General features: G+C 41.0%; 19 protein-coding genes. 2 read left to right on the forward strand and 17 right to left on the reverse strand.

Annotation, left to right across the window (positions count from 1 at the left end):
- Positions 1–20: 20 nt before the first annotated feature.
- The 9 genes from H5186_RS12185 to H5186_RS12220 all read right to left on the reverse strand — a co-directional run bounded on the left by H5186_RS12185 (position 21) and on the right by H5186_RS12220 (position 8,564).
- Positions 21–1,922: an MFS transporter gene (locus tag H5186_RS12185; protein WP_182717932.1), complete on the reverse strand. Its 1,902-nt coding sequence runs from the start codon at positions 1,920–1,922 to the stop codon at positions 21–23.
- Positions 1,923–2,092: 170 nt separating this feature from the next.
- Entirely contained in the window at positions 2,093–2,701 is a 609-nt protein-coding gene (recR, locus tag H5186_RS12190; protein WP_149982904.1) for a recombination mediator RecR, read from the reverse strand.
- Between the two features lie 8 nt (positions 2,702–2,709).
- The gene (locus H5186_RS12195; protein WP_149982903.1) at positions 2,710–3,036 is read right to left on the reverse strand and encodes a YbaB/EbfC family nucleoid-associated protein; all 327 of its coding nucleotides are present in this window, start codon (positions 3,034–3,036) and stop codon (positions 2,710–2,712) included.
- Positions 3,037–3,091: 55 nt separating this feature from the next.
- Positions 3,092–5,458: a DNA polymerase III subunit gamma/tau gene (dnaX, locus tag H5186_RS12200; RefSeq protein ID WP_182794498.1), complete on the reverse strand. Its 2,367-nt coding sequence runs from the start codon at positions 5,456–5,458 to the stop codon at positions 3,092–3,094.
- Positions 5,459–5,461: 3 nt separating this feature from the next.
- On the reverse strand, positions 5,462–6,007 hold the full coding sequence (apt, locus tag H5186_RS12205; protein ID WP_149982901.1) for an adenine phosphoribosyltransferase: 546 nt from the start codon (positions 6,005–6,007) through the stop codon (positions 5,462–5,464).
- A 137-nt stretch (positions 6,008–6,144) separates the two neighbouring features.
- Entirely contained in the window at positions 6,145–6,267 is a 123-nt protein-coding gene (locus H5186_RS23065; RefSeq protein WP_257325665.1) for a hypothetical protein, read from the reverse strand.
- A 73-nt stretch (positions 6,268–6,340) separates the two neighbouring features.
- On the reverse strand, positions 6,341–7,090 hold the full coding sequence (locus tag H5186_RS12210) for a DUF2063 domain-containing protein (RefSeq protein ID WP_149982900.1): 750 nt from the start codon (positions 7,088–7,090) through the stop codon (positions 6,341–6,343).
- Between the two features lies 1 nt (position 7,091).
- Positions 7,092–7,916 carry a DUF692 domain-containing protein gene (locus H5186_RS12215; protein ID WP_149982972.1) on the reverse strand — a complete coding sequence of 275 codons (825 nt, stop codon included), beginning with the start codon at positions 7,914–7,916 and terminating at the stop codon, positions 7,092–7,094.
- 117 nt (positions 7,917–8,033) lie between these two features.
- Positions 8,034–8,564 (reverse strand): hypothetical protein, encoded by a 531-nt coding sequence (locus H5186_RS12220; RefSeq protein ID WP_182794499.1) that lies wholly within the window; start codon positions 8,562–8,564, stop codon positions 8,034–8,036.
- Positions 8,565–8,778: 214 nt separating this feature from the next.
- Between H5186_RS12220 and H5186_RS12225 the strand changes: the two genes are divergently transcribed.
- The gene (locus tag H5186_RS12225) at positions 8,779–9,735 is read left to right on the forward strand and encodes a tRNA-dihydrouridine synthase (RefSeq protein WP_149982898.1); all 957 of its coding nucleotides are present in this window, start codon (positions 8,779–8,781) and stop codon (positions 9,733–9,735) included.
- 71 nt (positions 9,736–9,806) lie between these two features.
- Positions 9,807–10,151, forward strand: coding sequence for a TraR/DksA C4-type zinc finger protein (locus H5186_RS12230; protein ID WP_149982897.1), 345 nt, complete (start codon positions 9,807–9,809; stop codon positions 10,149–10,151).
- 16 nt (positions 10,152–10,167) lie between these two features.
- Here the strand turns inward: H5186_RS12230 and H5186_RS12235 are convergent, their stop codons facing one another.
- The 8 genes from H5186_RS12235 to H5186_RS12270 form a co-directional block, all read right to left on the reverse strand.
- Positions 10,168–11,217 carry a hypothetical protein gene (locus H5186_RS12235; protein ID WP_182717929.1) on the reverse strand — a complete coding sequence of 350 codons (1,050 nt, stop codon included), beginning with the start codon at positions 11,215–11,217 and terminating at the stop codon, positions 10,168–10,170.
- 66 nt (positions 11,218–11,283) lie between these two features.
- Positions 11,284–12,543, reverse strand: a complete 1,260-nt coding sequence (locus tag H5186_RS12240) for a hypothetical protein (protein ID WP_182717928.1) — start codon at positions 12,541–12,543, stop codon at positions 11,284–11,286.
- An 11-nt stretch (positions 12,544–12,554) separates the two neighbouring features.
- Complete coding sequence (locus H5186_RS12245) at positions 12,555–13,172, reverse strand: energy transducer TonB (RefSeq protein WP_149982894.1); 618 nt, start codon at positions 13,170–13,172, stop codon at positions 12,555–12,557.
- On the reverse strand, positions 13,172–13,576 hold the full coding sequence (locus tag H5186_RS12250) for a biopolymer transporter ExbD (RefSeq protein WP_054205753.1): 405 nt from the start codon (positions 13,574–13,576) through the stop codon (positions 13,172–13,174). Before H5186_RS12250 ends, H5186_RS12245 begins: the two co-directional genes overlap by 1 nt.
- Before the next feature lie 14 nt (positions 13,577–13,590).
- Positions 13,591–14,115, reverse strand: a complete 525-nt coding sequence (locus H5186_RS12255) for a MotA/TolQ/ExbB proton channel family protein (RefSeq protein ID WP_145241564.1) — start codon at positions 14,113–14,115, stop codon at positions 13,591–13,593.
- Positions 14,115–15,479 carry a MotA/TolQ/ExbB proton channel family protein gene (locus H5186_RS12260; protein ID WP_182794500.1) on the reverse strand — a complete coding sequence of 455 codons (1,365 nt, stop codon included), beginning with the start codon at positions 15,477–15,479 and terminating at the stop codon, positions 14,115–14,117. The genes H5186_RS12255 and H5186_RS12260 overlap by 1 nt, the downstream gene beginning before the upstream one ends.
- Positions 15,480–15,485: 6 nt before the next feature.
- Positions 15,486–16,256, reverse strand: a complete 771-nt coding sequence (locus H5186_RS12265; protein ID WP_182784849.1) for a DUF3450 domain-containing protein — start codon at positions 16,254–16,256, stop codon at positions 15,486–15,488.
- 913 nt (positions 16,257–17,169) lie between these two features.
- Positions 17,170–17,379, reverse strand: coding sequence for a cold-shock protein (locus tag H5186_RS12270; RefSeq protein WP_145241558.1), 210 nt, complete (start codon positions 17,377–17,379; stop codon positions 17,170–17,172).
- Positions 17,380–17,555: the final 176 nt, after the last annotated feature.

Consider the following 17,555-nt stretch of genomic DNA (forward strand, 5'->3'; position numbering starts at 1 on the left):
ACATCAGCGTTTAATCGCTATTAAACAGCACCTTTTTCATACTGCTCTTTTAAGGCAACCACTCGCTCACGCAATTCATCTGCAGTGACTGCATTGGCAGCAATAGGCTCGCCAACAGTCACAGCGACCAGCGACCATTTCAGTCGTGGAAGTCGCCATTTTGCTTTACGACTAAACATGCTGCCCCATAACCCGCCTAGATGGACAGGTATAACGGCCACCGGTGAACGCTGTATAATACGTTCAATACCACGGCGGAAAATATCAATCGAACCATCGCCAGTTAGCCTCCCTTCAGGGAAAATACCCACTAACTCACCGTTATCTAATGCTTTAGCAACCTCATCAAATGCTTCTTGAAACGCCTGCGGATTAGATTTTTCACTGTCAATTGGGATAGCTTTGGCCATTTTAAATAACCAATGCAACGCGGGAGAATAATAAATGGGGGCAAATACCATAAATCGAATAGGCCTTGGTGATGCCGCTAAAATAAACATCCAATCAACAAAGCTGACGTGATTACTCACCAATACTGCTGCGCCTTCACTAGGAATATTATGATCCCCTTTGGTACGCACTCGATACATACAAATGGTCAATAAATAAACAGCAAAGCGTAAGAAGAACTCTGGCACCTTGGTATAAATATACACAGAGATCAGTAAATTCAATCCTGCCAGTAACAAGAATAACTGTGGGATCGTCCATGCAAATATAGATAGCGTTACAATACTTAACACCGCACTGGCGACCATAAACAACGCATTTAACACATTATTAGCGGCGATGATGCGTGAACGGCTTGATTCGACGGTGCGTTGTTGGATCAAAGCGTACAATGGCACAGTATAAAAACCAGAGGCAATGCCAATGCCGGCCATCCAAATAAAATGCCAATACATGTCACCAGTATGCAGTATTTGTGAAAGTGTAAATAATTCTTCGCTTGGTAGCTGGTAAAAGCTCATTGCAGGCTCTTGGCTCAGTAAGTACAAAAATAATGTGATCAACAACGCGCCAAATGGCACAATACCTAATTCTATCCGCGAGCGAGACAACTTTTCACACAACAGCGAGCCTATTGCGATGCTCAATGAAAACACCACCAAAGCGCTGGTGACGACCAGCTCATCGCCAACCATGACATATTTCACATAATTTGGTAGCGCCGTTAAAATAATCGCCCCTATAAACCAAAACCAACTGATACCAAGTACCGACTTTCCGACCGACTCAGTTTGTGAATTAAGTACCCTAAATAGGCTTTTGGTGGATGAGAAAATATTAAAAGTAAACACTAAATTAGGATCATTCGCGGCACTGATTGGAATAGAGCGACTACTCAAATAACCAATAATCGCCAGGCTTATAATTGCCACACAGATGACCGTTGGCCCCACTGTTTGGGTAATGTAATACGTGCCAAACGTTGTGCCAATCAATATAGCCACAAATGTCGCAGATTCAACAAGGCCATTGGCTTTGGTTAATTCATCTGCTGCCACGTGTTGCGGTAAAATTGAATATTTTAGCGGGCCAAAAAAGGTGCTTTGTAACCCTGTTAAGAATACCGTGGTTAACATCAACCAAACAGATTGCGTTGAAATGGCCACAGCGCCTACTAGCATAATCGGAATTTCGGCAAGTTTTACGGTGCGAATTAATTTTGACTTTTCCTTTTTTTCAGCAATTTGTCCCGCCATCCCTGAAAATAAAAAGAACGGTAGAATAAATAAGCCTGCCGCTAAGTTAGCATAAAAAGCGCCATCGGCAACATTTGCCGTTTGAAAAATCAATAACAGTAGCACCGCTTGTTTATAAATATTATCATTTAACGCAGAGAAAAACTGGGTGACAAAAAGCGGTAGAAAGCGCTTACTCTTTAGTAAAGCACGCTGATGTTTTTTATTATCTTGCATTGTGATCCTTACAAATTAACCAAACTGGTGAAAAAGAGACTCCAGCTACTAAAAATAGATTACCCAGTTATTGGATAAATTACGATCAAACTTTTACCACCAAGGTATAAAAACAAAAAACCTGCATAACAGACGTTAATGCAGGTTTTAAATTAATGCGCTTCTAAGAGCTAATTTTGACTAACCACTCGTCGGCCACTAAATGCATGCATTAATGTCATGCCATCGAGCAAATCAAGTTCGCCACCGACCGGAATACCATGGGCTATCCGCGATGCATCAACTTTATAACGGTGACAAAGCTGGGCAATATAATGCGCTGTAGTTTCCCCTTCAACTGTAGGGTTGGTCGCTAATATAACCTCGTTTATCCCACCTTGTTGCAACTTACTTTCAAGAATATCAAGGCCAATTTCATTTGGACCAATACCATCGATAGGTGATAAATGTCCCATCAATACAAAGTACAAACCTTTATACTGGCCAGTTTGTTCAATCGCCAACACATCGGTAGGTGATTCAACCACACATAAAATTCCGCTATCTTGGCGTTTGGGGCTTAAACAGATTTCACACTGCGGCTGCTCTGCAAAAGTACGACACGATTGACAGTGTCCTATTGCAGTCATCGCCTTGATAAGTGCATTACCAAGTTGAGTGCCCCCTTTACGGTCGCGCTCAAGCAGATGAAACGCGATGCGCTGCGCTGACTTTGGGCCTATGCCCGGCTGACAGCGTAGTGCTTCGATCAGCTGGTTTAAACTCTCTGAAAGTTGCATGTTTTATCTTAAAACGGCATTTTCATACCTGGTGGTAATTGCATACCGCCAGTTACTTTACCCATACGCTCTTGTGTTTCTTCTGCTACACGGCGTACTGCGTCATTACACGCAGCGGCAAGTAAGTCTTCAATAAGGTCTTTTTCGTCTTCCATCAAACTTTCGTCAAGTTCAACACGGCGAACATTGTGGTTACCAAGCATGGTTACTTTAACTAAACCGGCACCGGCTTCACCAACCACTTCTAAGTGAGCAATTTCGTCTTGGGCTTTTTGCATGCGCTCTTGCATTTGCTGCGCTTGCTTCATCATGTTACCCATTCCACCTTTAAACATAACTTTCTCTCTTTCTATTTCTAATTGCCATGAAGATAAGGGCTATTGCAATGAATTACAATGCCTGAATACTGTTTTCATCGATAATTGCAGAAAATAGCTGCTGTAACTGTACGATATTTTCATCACCGTTGATCACATCGATTGCTTGCTGATGGCGCCCTGCATCGATCTTTTGCTGAATTAAATAAGGCGAATCTATCACCCCAGGGGCAAAATTGATTGTCAGCTCAACATTATGCCCGTAAATACTGGCCAGCGCTGCACTAAGCTTTTGCCTTAACATCGGGGTATCGAGATGTTTTTGCGATTCATCCACTTCTAAGTGCAGCTGTTGTTGTTGCTTTGAATAAATTGAATGCAAAGCAAATTGACGCATCCGCCCGCCAAGTCCCATCCGCTTAATTAAGTATGCCCACTCATCTTGTTGATGTGCAAAACGAATATCGCTGATCGGGCTTTGAAAATCATCCGGTATTTGAATATTTATTTCAGGCTCAGGTGCAGCAACTACTTTTTGTGGATTAATTTGCTCTAGCAATTCCGGTGCTAAATTCTCAGTAATAGTCTGATGTTTTTCTTTAAAGTCAGGTTTCACACGCTTATTTGCGGCGATATTCGGCGTGTAACCATCAGTCTCAGGCTGACTACTTGCCCCCGTTATCTGGGGCTGTGACTTTTTTACCGCAGTACCGCGCTCAACCGCAGCTGGTTTATTCGTTGATGGCGCCACAGGTGTTTTACCACCAGAGAGCGTACCTGCACCGGAAATATTTCTATCTCGTAAAATACGTGCAATTGCAGACTGCGCTTGTGCTTCTTTTTGGCTAATATCTGTGGTATCTGAATAGTCAGAGAATGAGCTGTTATTTTGTGCTGGAGCGGTTTGCTCTGCGCTATATTGATGCTCAGGCAAAGATTGTTCTGGCGCATGCTCAAAGCCACTATGAAAGCCCTGCTCCACTGCGTTATTCATTACCTCATCATATTGGGATACTAATTGTTGCTCAAGCTCAGCATCTGAATCATGCTCATTACCATGCGCGGCTTCGTGCATAATTCCCGAATTTGTATGTGGTGCAGTAGTAACAGTTGGCTGCGTATCGACAGGTGCTGTTTGCTCACCGGTTACAGATTGTTCAGTTGTTGCAACGACTTGTTCAGGCGCACTCTCGGTCGCTTGTACCGGTGCAGCTTGAGGCAATGATACTTGGTTATCAACAGGCTGTGGTGTTGCAGGCTTATTTTTATTGAGAATATCTCTCAATGCTGCTGAGCGAGACCGGTTGTTATCGGCCGCTGGTGCCTGCGCCGCAGTACTTGCAAGAATTTGGCTATCAACTGGTTGAAATGCCAGTAAACGCAGCATAACCATTTCAAAACCTAAACGAGGCTCTGGCGCCCATTGTAAGTCTTTTTTGCCATTAAGCAGTAATTGATAATAAATTTGGATTTGTTGTGAATCGCAGCTCTTTGCTACTTCATTAATAAACTCGCGATTATATTCATCTAACTTGGCGGCATCGGGCACTAATTGGGTTAATTGTGCTAAATGTGTAAGGCCAATTAGATCATCTAACAAAGCAATATAATTTGGGTTTTGGGTGGCAACTTGCTCGATTTGCGCCATCAATGCATGGCCGTCTTGGGCTAATAATGCAACCAGCAAATGCTGGCTATAATGGTTGTCCATCAACCCTAGCATTGCTTGCACCGCTTGATGCTTAATATCACCATTCGTTTGAGCAATCGCTTGATCAGTTAAACTCAATGCATCACGCATACTGCCATCAGCAGCTTTGGCGATAATTTGCAGGGCTTGAGTTTCAAAACTTAATTTTTCTTCGCCTAACACATATTCAAGTTGTTGGAGTATTTCAGGTTGCGATAACGCATTAAGATTAAACTGCAAACAACGCGATAAAATGGTGACAGGCAGTTTCTGTGGATCCGTCGTCGCTAATAAAAACTTAACGTGCTCAGGCGGCTCTTCCAAGGTTTTTAATAATGCATTAAAACTATGCTTTGAAAGCATGTGTACTTCATCGATCAGGTACACTTTGTAGCGACCGCGAGTTGGCGCGTACTGCACGTTATCCAATATCTCACGGGTATCTTCAACTTTAGTGCGCGATGCGGCATCTATCTCAAGTAAGTCAATATAACGACCAGTTTCGATATCTATACAGCTGCTACACTTGCCACAAGGTTGCGCCGAAATGCCTTCATCACAATTTAAGCTTTTTGCAAAAATACGTGCGATGGTGGTTTTACCCACCCCGCGAGTCCCAGTGAACAAATAAGCGTGATGCAGTCTGTTTTGTGTTAAAGCATTAATAAGCGCTTGTTTCACATGGGACTGACCGACCAATTCATGAAAGGTCTGTGGACGCCATTTTCTCGCTAGGACTTGATAACTCATTAATTATTCGCCTTCGAATTCAACCAATTTCAGGATTTTAATCCCCATTTTTGCAATGCGTTGCTCGCCACCTAGTTCTGGTAAAGAGACTACAAATGCTGCATCTGTCGCATGACCACCCAACTTATTGACTAATTTAGCGGTCGCTTCAATGGTACCGCCGGTTGCCAACAAGTCATCTACTAAAAGCACTTTGTCACCTGGGACAATGGCATCTGTATGCAGCTCTAATACATCTTCACCATATTCTAGCTGGTAATCTTGAGAGATCACTGCACGTGGCAGTTTACCCGGTTTACGCACTGGAATAAAAGGAATACCTAATGCATATGAAAGCGGTGCACCGAAGATAAAACCACGTGATTCAGTACCTATAATCTTGGTAAAACCTTGATCTTTATAAGCTGAAATAAATGCATTAATTGTTGCTTGAAATGCAGCGGGATTAGCCATTAGCGTAGTTACATCACGGAACATAATGCCTGCTTTAGGGTAATCTGCAATAGTAGTTATGCTATCTTTAATGATAGATGGAGTTACTTGAGTCATAATTTAAACTGTTTTATCTGTAATATTACAAAGCAGACAATTATAACATCACAAAAATGAGTTGTCGGTAAGAAGTTAAATAATTAAGTAATAAGACTGCACTATATACAGCCTTATTATAATTTAGCAGTGCTAAATTAAGAGACTGTGGTGATCCAGCCTAGGATTGCATTTAAACAGCCAATTCCTGCAAACACAGCTAAGAATGCAAGAAAATACATTGCATTAAACGGATCTTTAAAATCTTTATCTTCTGACATAGGTACTACCTTTTATTAAGCGCGACGAATTAAGGCGCACATAATAGACGATGTAAAATAATCAATAAAGACTTTAAGGGTGATTTTTTGTCACGATAACGCCACGCTCTGCCATTGCATGTAATGTTGCTGTAGCACCTTGCACAAGCTGTTCTGTAGTAAATTGCGGCGCTTGTAAAGCAACTTGCTCCACCAACGAAGCTAATTTGATACTCGGTGTTGTATCTATAATCGCCAGTAATAATGCGGTCATTGCATTGGTAGCAAGAAATTGTACTTCGTCGTCGGTATCGCGATACACCACAAAATAATGAGGCTGTTCACTAGGCTGCTGTGGTTGAAAATCAACACTAATATGCTGTACAGCAAACTGATAACTTAAATTTCGCGCGCAACTACCCATATAAAGAGGCACATTACTCAGCGGTGCATTAATGATGCAATCAGTTGGATCCGCATGCGCAACCGAGACATCAAGCTCAATCCATTCATAATGAGCAAGCTCAAGCATAAAGGGGGGATCAATTTCTTGCAATTGGTAATCACTACTTAAATACGCAATAAACTCACCAGCAATATCCAAAAAATAAGGTGATTGACAATCGTGTTCAGCAAAAAATTGGCGAACTAATCTTAACCAATTGTTATCGCTGTAGAGTGTTTTCAGAACCGGAAATGCTGAGGAAATAAAGCCATTGATATTATTGAAAAATAAATCACGGTAGATCGCCATACGACGTTCTTCAATGTCATCGGGCTTTGGTTGTGTATCTGGCGCTCGAATATGCGCCATAAACGCTTGTTGGGTTTCAATAAAATTCATATCAGGCACTTTCTTTTCGCTGTATTATTGCGTGCTTGGCTTGTAGTTGATGAATTATATCCAGCTCTTTGGTAAGCTCAGCGATAGCTGGAATATTAAAATCACGTTCCAATAAAGTCGCAAACACCCCATGATGTTGATAAGCACGGTCAAGTAATTGCCAAACAGGGTCAATCACGTCAGCACCGTGAGTATCAATAAGTAAATCATCCGCCTCGTTGAAATGCCCTGCGACATGACCATACGCTATACGTTGCGATGGCAAGCTAGCTAAAAAATGCTCTGCATCATAACCATGATTTATCGAATTCACATAAATATTATTTACATCGAGTAATAACTTACAATCAGCTTGCTGTAATATTTCAGTGGTAAATTCTAACTCGCTCATTTGCTGACCAGGTGCGGCATAATAAGACACATTTTCGATAGCTATTTGCTGTTCGAGAATATCTTGCACCTGTTTTATCCGCCCAACAACATGGGCAATCGCAGCTTCAGTAAATGGGATCGGCATCAGATCATACATGTGGCCGTTGCCGGAACAATAACTAAGGTGCTCACTAAAAAGCTTAACGTTATGTGCTTTGAAAAAGACTTTTAAGGATTTAACAAATTCAATATCTAACGGTTCAGGTGAGCCGATCGACAATGACAAGCCATGACAAACAAAATTATTTGTATCGGTCAGTGACTTAAACTGCTTAGCAAAGCGACCACCGAGTTTTAACCAGTTCTCAGGCGCCACTTCCATAAAATCAATTTGCTTTGGTATCTGCGTCAATAATTCATCGAGCATTTCTCTGCGCAGCCCAAGCCCTACCATGCCAAATTCACTGTTACTAGATACAGTCATATCCACTCCTTCATTTAAAAGGGCCACAATGCGGCCCTTTTATAAACAAACTACTTAACTAAAGTGCAGGTTTCATAACTTATCTAATTAATGGCTACCGCATTTGCCTTCTTTGTTAGCTTTGTCGTTTTTAGCGTCGCCACCACACTTGCCTTCGCCGCACTTACCTTCTTTTTTAGCTTTATCGTGTTTAGCGTCGCCACCACATTTGCCTTCGCCGCACTTGCCTTCTTTTTTAGCTTTATCGTGTTTAGCATCGCCGCCACATTTGCCTTCGCCGCACTTGCCTTCTTTGTTAGCTTTGTCATGTTTAGCATCGCCACCGCATTTGCCTTCGCCGCACTTACCTTCTTTTTTAGCTTTGTCGTGTTTGGCATCGCCACCACATTTGCCTTCGCCGCACTTACCTTCTTTTTTAGCTTTGTCGTCTTTAGTTTTAGCATCTCCACCGCATTTACCTTCGCCACATTTACCTTCTGTAGCATCGACTTGGTAGCCCGTTACCATTTGTTGAAATTCAAATGGATTCGCTTGAACATCTGCAGAAATAAAACTTGTGCTGCCTACAACTACCGCGCCTAATGTTAACGCAATTGAATTTTTTTTAAGTGTATTCATTTTATGACTCTCTCTAAACATGTAAGGGGTGTACTAAGTAGACCTTACTACAAAAATAATATTTCACTTAATCGCAACTTTTTATTTGTTAGTTACAATAACGCTACAAAAGAGTGAACAATTGAAGTTAACTATGGGAGTAAAATTGGCATTTATCAATGTTATATTTACAGGTAAACTACGTCTCCTTTTATCAAGTCAAAGTGCCCCTATCATGAAATTAGTTTTAGCGCCTATGGAAGGGGTTGTCGATTTTAAAATGCGCCAACTACTCACCGAAATTGGTGGTTTTGATTTATGCGTCACTGAATTTGTACGTGTTATCGATGCCTGCTTGCCTGATAAAGTATTTCATCGCTATTGCCCAGAGCTAAATAATAACGGTTTAACGCGTTCTGGCACTCCTGTGCGTATCCAATTACTTGGCCAAGTCGCACACGCATTAGCTGAAAACGCTGTCAGGGTAATTGAGCTTGGCTCTCACGGCGTTGATCTTAATTTTGGTTGCCCTGCGAAAACAGTCAACCGCAGTAAAGGTGGCGCTGTGCTGTTAAAAGACCCTGAACACATGTATGAAATCATTAAAGCAGTCCGTGATGCCGTGCCAAGCGAGCATCAAGTAAGCGCTAAAATTCGTTTAGGTTTTGATGATGACAGTAACAGTCAAGAAATTGTTGATGCCGTTGTTAGTGCCGGTGCCAATAGTATTGCTATACATGCCCGTACAAAGCGAGACGGTTATAACCCGCCCGCTTATTGGGAGAAAATTCCACCACTGATCAAAGATAAAAACATCGCCGTAGTCGCAAATGGTGAAATTTGGCAAGTAGAAGATGCACTACTTTGCCAGCAACGTAGTAGTTGTAAAGACTTAATGCTTGGTCGCGGTGCACTGTCGCATCCTGATTTAGCACGCAAAATAAAAGCACACTTTAATGATGAGCACTATGTTGGCTTAAAGTGGGAGCATATTCTCTATCATCTGATCCATTCAGCCATACATCATGACCCCGCGAAAGATGAAAAATATTTTGCTTCTCGTACTAAGCAGTGGCTGGGCTATTTAAAACGCCAATATAGCCAGGCCGATATTTTGTTCGATGAGATCAGACGCCTTAAAACAAAAGAAGATGTTGCCGATGTTTTGAAAAAATACGCTATCGCACCTTAATTTGACACACATCATAGTCGGCTTTTTTAAATTAATGAATACTGCAGCATTGCTCAACGAGGACAATGACAATGATCAATGCTCAATATCACCTTCAACAACTTAATACAGAGTTAGAGCAAGTAAGGCTGTGCTTGCTTACGACACTATCAAGTTCATGTAACCTACTGCATCACTCGCTAGCTGAAACCTTACGCAAAAATAACCCTGAACAATGGTTAGAGCTTACGCAGAAGCAACTTGGCACTGAATATAAAGATATCATAGTACGCTTAGAACAACTTGAAGCGGCAGTCTGCCAAATCGATATCGGCCAATATGGTTATTGCTGTGACTGTGAAGAAAAAATTGACTCGCAACGGCTAAATGCCGATCCAACAGCGCAGCGCTGCGGCAACTGCGAGCCAAGGTCATAAAAATCAGCAAGCGAGCTTACGAAGTTGTTAAAAGTGTTGCGAACGCAAAACTTTGCGCCGGATAAAAAATGATATCAGCCACTAAATAATCGACTTGTTGTGGCGTCATTTTTAATCGTTTCAGTAAATTAACTTTCGCTTGTTGCACAGTCCAAGCATGGTAATGGATGCCAAGATCGGTTTCCATCATAGCTAACCAGAAAGTACGCTCTTGATTACTTATCTGTGTTGCAGCTTGCCCTGCATAACCCCTTAAGCTCAAGTAATTTTGCGCCCAATCAAAGCCAACTTGCTTATCTTTAGACAATGCAAAACGCTGCTCAAGGACTGAGTGCTGATGATCAACTGCAAAACGCATAGAGTATGCACCTTGCTGCATTTCCTTCAACTGAGATTGCACTGCAACTAGCCAATTTATTGGTGCTTTAGTAGTGCCTGAGAAGTAATTTAACTTACTTTGATACCAAGACCCACCATTTGATAAGCCATGTAAACCAACACTTCCACGGGGTGTATAGAGCGCTAAATACTCATTAAACTCGTTGAGAGTGTGTTTAAGGTTTTCTGGAAGATCAACGCGAGTAAGATTCTTAGTTACCTGCGTTTGTAACGCATTAAGCTCAATTGAGTTGAGTCTAAGTTTACTCTCTTTAGCAAGCACCAACTGCTGCTGAGTAAAACTGAGCCAATTGTTTATGTTTGCAGTAATGTCGTGTTGTTGGTTATAGGCAAGCATATTATCAAGCACAGGAATATACACCGGCCATGTAAAATAGCGCTCCGGAAAACGCTCTGCAATAATAAGATAATCCAATGAACTCTGCGCGACAGGAGTGAAGTCTAAGGTTTGCATGGCTTGATATATGCTGTGACGCTCTTTCAAATATGCATCACTAAATGGAAACTGTTGCTCGTTAACTTGTTTAATTTCACCTGTTGGTCTTAAAAATTGATTTAGTGTTTGCAATGCTTGCTGAGCTTGCTCTTTACTTTGATACTGATTATTCGTATCACCACATGCGCTCAAGAAAAGCGCTGAGAAGCATATCCATATTAGGTGTTTCATAATGAGTTAAATCCAATAAAAAAAGCCCCATAGGGGCTTTTTATAAATTGCTATAGCGAATTAAAGTTAAATCTTAACACCGTTGCGAGCGGCTTTATCTTTAATAAATACAGACCAACCTTTTGCAAACTTACGCGTGCGAGGGTCATCCATTGCTTTAGTAATTGCAGCATAAGCTTGCTTATACTTTTCTTGATAGTAATAAGCTTCCGCTAAATCTGAATAAATAGTTCCTGTCTTATCAGAACCTAATTCAAGCGCCTTGTTCAAACGAACAACGGCAGCACTATAATTTTGCGATTGTAAAAGTAATGAACCTGCTTTGCGATAAAGCTCAGCATCGTCATCAAATTTAGCCGCTTCTTCATAGTACTTAGCTGCTTTTTCAATATCTTTTGAGCGATGATAGTTACTGGCTACTGCGCTGATATTTTGTTTATTACGCTTAACAATTTTATCATTGATAGACTTCTCTAAAACCTTAGCGGCTTTATAAGGAATTTCATTCAATGAATAAAAGTTAGACAAAACTTTATAATCAACTTCAGTTTCAAAATAACCATTTTTGTAAGCTACTTCCATCGTTGCAAGACCAGTTTTATAGTCTTCCGTCTGAAGGTAGTATTTACCTAAGCTTACCCATGCTTTTTTATCATCTGGCCAGATACGAACAATTTCTTCACCAACTTTGACCATATTTTTATAGTCTTTAAGCTCAAAGTAAGAACCTAATTTTAATTGGTAAGGGCCTTTGTTAGGCTCTTTTTGAAGTTTAATTGCTTTCTCAGCGGGTGTAAAAACATCACGGAATTTACCTAACTGATAGTTAGCTTGGGCTATACGAGTATAAACCGTTGCATCTTCTTCACCAGTAAAGTCCATCCATGCAACATAAGCATCTTTGGCTTTTTCATACTGCTCAGTACCAGCATACATATCGCCTAATGTTTTTAAACTTTGTTCTTGATCGGCAAAGTTTAACACATCAGGGGCAACAGCTAATTTTAAGTAACCAATCGCAGTTTTGTACTGCTCTTTCTGGCCATACATGCTACCTAAATAGCGGTTAACTGTTGCTTTGTCGAAATCATCAGAAGCATCGATTTCTTTCAACATGGCGATAGCTTCATCAAGCTTTTCTTCGTTATACAAGTCAAACGCTTTTATAACTTTTTTACCAGTGCGCTCACCCATGATCCTAGTTTTTGCTTTCTTCCGCGCTTCAATTTTCGCGGGATCTGGCGCTGCTAGAACCGGTGCAGTAAATACTGCACCCGAGAAAGACATAAGTACCGCAAGTGCTGTTACTTTAGATAAATTTCTCATTACTTGCCTCCTTAATTGCCTTGGTTAATTTTAAAGTCTAGCTGAACTTGTAAACCAACTTGCTTTTGTGGCTTACCGTCAATAATTTTAGGACGGTATTTCCACTTGCTCAAGGCGCGTTTAGCTTCTCTATCGAAAATACGTTTAGGGTCTGCGTCAATTACTTCAACATCAGTAACCCCACCCAATTCATCGATTGAGAATGAAAGTTGTACCCAACCTTCTTTGCCATCACGTGCTGCTTGTGTTGGATATTTTGGTTCAATACGAACGATTGGTGTCGCATCACCGTCTCGTCCGAATGCCCCTGGACCACTTAGACCACCTGCCGAACTTCCCACATCAATGCTTGGCATGTTAAATGACATAGCACCTGGATTTGGGTTGTTATTTTCCGGCTGTGGCGGCTGCGGTTTAGGCGGCTGCTTTGGCGGTGGAGGCGGCGGAGGCGGTACTCGCTTCCTTTCCTGCACCTTAGATTCAGGCGGATTCGTCATAATTTCGACTATGATCTGCTCTTTTTGTTCCGTATTACGGTCAGCCCCACCAGAGATGAGGAAGGCCATGAAGTAGAACAAGCCGAAAGTAACTGCCCCACCTGCAATCAGTGAAAACAGAAAACGAATCATTACTGATCTCCAGCTATTGAAATTCTCAGGTTGTCGCCCGTCGCTTTGATCTGGTCCATAACTTTAACCACTACGCCGTGTTTTGCATCTTTATCAGCTTGCAAAATTACAACTTCAGTAGGTTGTTCTGCTAATAAACTTTCGATTTTTGCTGAAACACGTTCAACATCAACTTGCTGTTTATCAATCCAGATTTCGCCGTTGTCACGAATTGCAATAAAAATGTTAGCATTTTTTTGCTTCGTAGCTTGGGCCGCTTTTGGTTTATTGACCTCGATACCAGCCTCTTTAACGAACGATGTAGTTACGATAAAGAAAATAAGCATGATAAATACGATGTCAAGCATCGGTGTCATATCTACCGTTGCATCTTCTTCTTCACGAAAACGTTGTTTACGTGCCATATTTAATTCTCTCTCTAGTGATGAGGCATACTATCAACAAGCTTGGCTTTCACCATTCTCGCTCTTGCCTCAAGGCGTGAGCTAAAGAATACTCCAGATAATGCCGCAACCATTCCAGCCATTGTTGGGATTGTTGCCATTGAAATACCTGATGCCATTAAACGTGCATTACCTGTACCTTGGCTTGCCATGGTTTCAAAAACCGCGATCATGCCTGTTACTGTACCAAGTAAGCCAATTAAAGGACAAACAGCTACTAATGTTTTAATCAACAACATACGCTGATCTAATTTTTCAGACGCTTCAGAAATCCATGCTTCACGGATTCTGTGTGCGTACCAAGACGTAGTGTCTTGGCGGGCATCCCACTTTGCTACAATTTCCGACGATAAACGAGGAAATTCTGCAAGTAGGAACCAATAGCGCTCAATCATTAAAACCCACATAAGAAAGAGTGCTATCGCGACCACGTATAAAACCTGGCCGCCTGTGCCAACAAAATCCCTGATAGATTCCCAGATCTCCATCAGGACTAGCATTAGGCTTTCTCCTTCTCCGCGTGAGTAGCAATAATACCTGCGCTTTGCTCATCGAGGATGTGTAATACCGACTTACTACGACCCGCAACAACAGCGTGAAGAAGAATAAGTGGTAATGCAGCTATTAGACCTAGCGCAGTAGTTACAAGTGCTAGAGAGATGTTACCTGCCATGATCTTCGGATCACCTGTACCGAATAATGTGATTGTTTGGAACGTTAAGATCATACCGATTACCGTACCTAGTAGACCAAGTAACGGCGCGATTGCAGCAAGGATTTTAATGATATTGATACCAGCTTCAATGCGTGGCGTTTCACGAAGAATCGCTTCATCAAGTTTAAGCTCAAGGTTTTCAACATCTTGCGTTTTGTTGTCATGGTACACTTTAAGAATACGACCCAATGGGTTATTTGTATTCGGTGTAGACACGTTTTTAAGCTGACTATTAATCTTACTACGAGTAAGAGTAAGGTCAATAAAGCGTACTAGTGTGATTAAGATACCTAAACCTAATAACGCAGTGATGATGTAACCAACTACGCCACCTTGGTGGAAGTATTCATCAAGTGTCGCTTTTTGTGTATTGATACGTAAGATAGCACCACGAGTCGGATCCACATATACACCAGCATAGTTATCAGCAGACGTATTTTCTAAGTCTTTAATACCAGCAAGGATATAACCATCAGGTTGTTTACCTAAAGGCTGAATCGATTTAGTTTCAGGCGAATAGATTAAGTAGCCATCGTCTGTTACTAAGTTGAAGTTACCGATACGGGTTACTTTCTTAACTGTTGCGTTACCGTCAAGACCTGCAACTTCAGTTTCAAAAGTAGAAACTTTAGCTGACTCAGTCATTTCAGTTTGTAGCGCTATCCAAAGCTCTTCAAGTTCACGAACTGTTGGTAACTCTTTAGCAGCAGCTAATGAACGTAAGATTTCAGCACGGCCTGGCTTTTCAGCAGAAACAAGAGATGCTTCGATTGAACCGATTGCATCTTGCGCAGCACGACGTACAACACCAAACATCTCACCTAAAGTACCTTGTGCACTTTCTAGAGCTGCTGCTTTCTCATTCATTGTATTTTCGTTTTGTGCATACTGCTTTGTTAAGCTATCGCCACGTGCTTTTTCAGCAGCTAATTGGCTTTTTGCTTTATTAAGTAACGCTTGCTTATCAGCACGATCTGATAAGAACTCTTGTTCACGTTGCTTATTGATTTTGCCTTCAGAGATACGCTCTTGCTTAACTTGCTCAAGGATTTTATCTAAAGCATCAGTATTTGCATGTGCGTTAAGCGCGGTACCTGCAGAAACAGATAGTACTGCTGCAACAGCAAAACCTTTAAATAGTTTCTTCATTATTGATTACTCCGCGCCAAAGATTGGTAGTTTAACAAGTTCTAATGTCGCTTGCTTACGCGCCATACGAATAACTTCTTTAACAGGTTTTAGGTATTCATCACCTAATTCTTTCCACTGTTTAGTGTTGTTATCCCATACCCATGCGTGCTTTAAGTCAAACGATTGAGCAACGTAAGTGATACGACCAAGTTGGCCGAAATCAACGTTAATGCTCTTGCCATCAACTTCTAAAGTACCTTGTGAAGCAGAAACTAAAGAGCTGTATGCAGCTTCAATTGTGTATGCTTCTAATACTTGACGGAACTTCTCTGAAGTCGTTACAGAAGAAGAAACCATTGTTTCACGTAATCTTTCAACACGCGCCAAACGATTGTCACTGTTAAACGGAACGTCCGCTTTGATGAATTGCTCGAGCGTATCGATCATGCGATACATCAAAGGCACAACGTTTTGTTTTGTGTTGTCGATCGTAGCAATTTGACGGTCAAACGATTCAATTTGTGCATTTTGGTCAGCGACCAAACGTGCAACGTGATCGTTGTATACTTTCAATAGCTCAGATTCATCAACAACGCTACGGTACTCAGCTAATAGCTCTTGAGTTTGACCATATACATTGTCAATTTTAGTTTGAGACTTAACCGCAGCCGTTTGAATTTGTAGACCTGCTTTTTGCACGTCATTCAAAGGATCTGCAATCACATTGCTGCTTGCGAATGCAAAAGCGCCAACCAACGCAGTTGCTACAAGACTCTTTCTGATTTTAACAGACATAGTTCCCAACCAATTAAGTAATGTTACTTTTATAATTTAATTACCTCCCGAAGGAGACAACCCTGATATCTTTTAATAGATATCAACCCTCCAATAATGCTAAATGCAATGCATGCTGTCAACTTGATGTTTGGAATTAGATCGAAATAAATTAATTCAATCATTGCAAACTAAAACACAAAAAACAAAGGATTAACATAAATGCAACACCACTGAGTTTTCAGCTGGGATGAAAGCCGCTACCTAACAACAGTTCTACCGTCAGCCATGAAATACAAAACATAAATGTAACATTTTATGTGTAATCTAAGAGGGTTAAAAAAAGTTCATAATTATTTCGAATAAGCGTAATCATTCAGTAAAAAAGCCTTTTTATGCAGCCAAACCTAGGATATATCGCATATAAAAATTAGCAACTGGACCTTTTAAAGGAAAGCGTGGCGTATGATTAAGGCCTAAAGTAATACCCGTTTTCTCTGTAAGACTCAAAGAGTCACTGCCAGTGTTATCAAGATATTAGAAATAATCACATTAAACATGTTGAGGCGATATCCCCTGTTCCTATTTATACCGATTACTAACGTGCCGAACTTATGTATGAGCAATCAGAGGCAAAATAGCACTATCTAATTAAATACTAATTTAATTAAAAACATCATCTTTATTGGTGTTGAGTAGCTGACTAACTATATACAGTTGGTATAAAAAGTTTATTGAGGGACGCAAATATGTACACCGCTTGTATTGAGCAGCATTTGGTCTAGTGAAATAGCATTCAGAATTTAGTGTATATTTATTGAATTTAAAAAAGTAGCGGTAAAAGGTTTATTTTAAAAAAGAATTTGATGAGGGGGAATTATGGTGAAACAGAGTCCTGTTTCACCAAGTTGAACCTAGGTTCACATAATAAAAATTATGCTAGTTCTACGTTCTCAGCTTCAGGGCCTTTTTGGCCTTGCTTGATGCCGAAAGACACTTGTTGGCCTTCGCTTAGAGTGCGAAAACCTGAGCCTGTAATAGCGCTGAAATGTACGAATACGTCAGGACCATTTTCTTGTTCAATAAAACCGAAGCCTTTAGCTTCGTTGAAGAACTTAACTTTACCAGTAACCGTGTTTGACATACCAAATTTTCCTGTAAGTCAATAATTAAAATTCAGCCAGATTGGCTATATCCTCCCTGAGTGAATGCCCAATAAATCGCTGGGATAAAGTACAGGAAGAAGTAATAACCATTAACCGGAAACCTTACACGCCGCACATTAACCAAAAAATTCAATACGCAAAAACTCAAAGCAAG

The sequence above is a fragment of the Pseudoalteromonas sp. SG41-2 genome (assembly GCF_014164535.1).
Classification (GTDB): Bacteria; Pseudomonadota; Gammaproteobacteria; order Enterobacterales; family Alteromonadaceae; genus Pseudoalteromonas; species Pseudoalteromonas rhizosphaerae.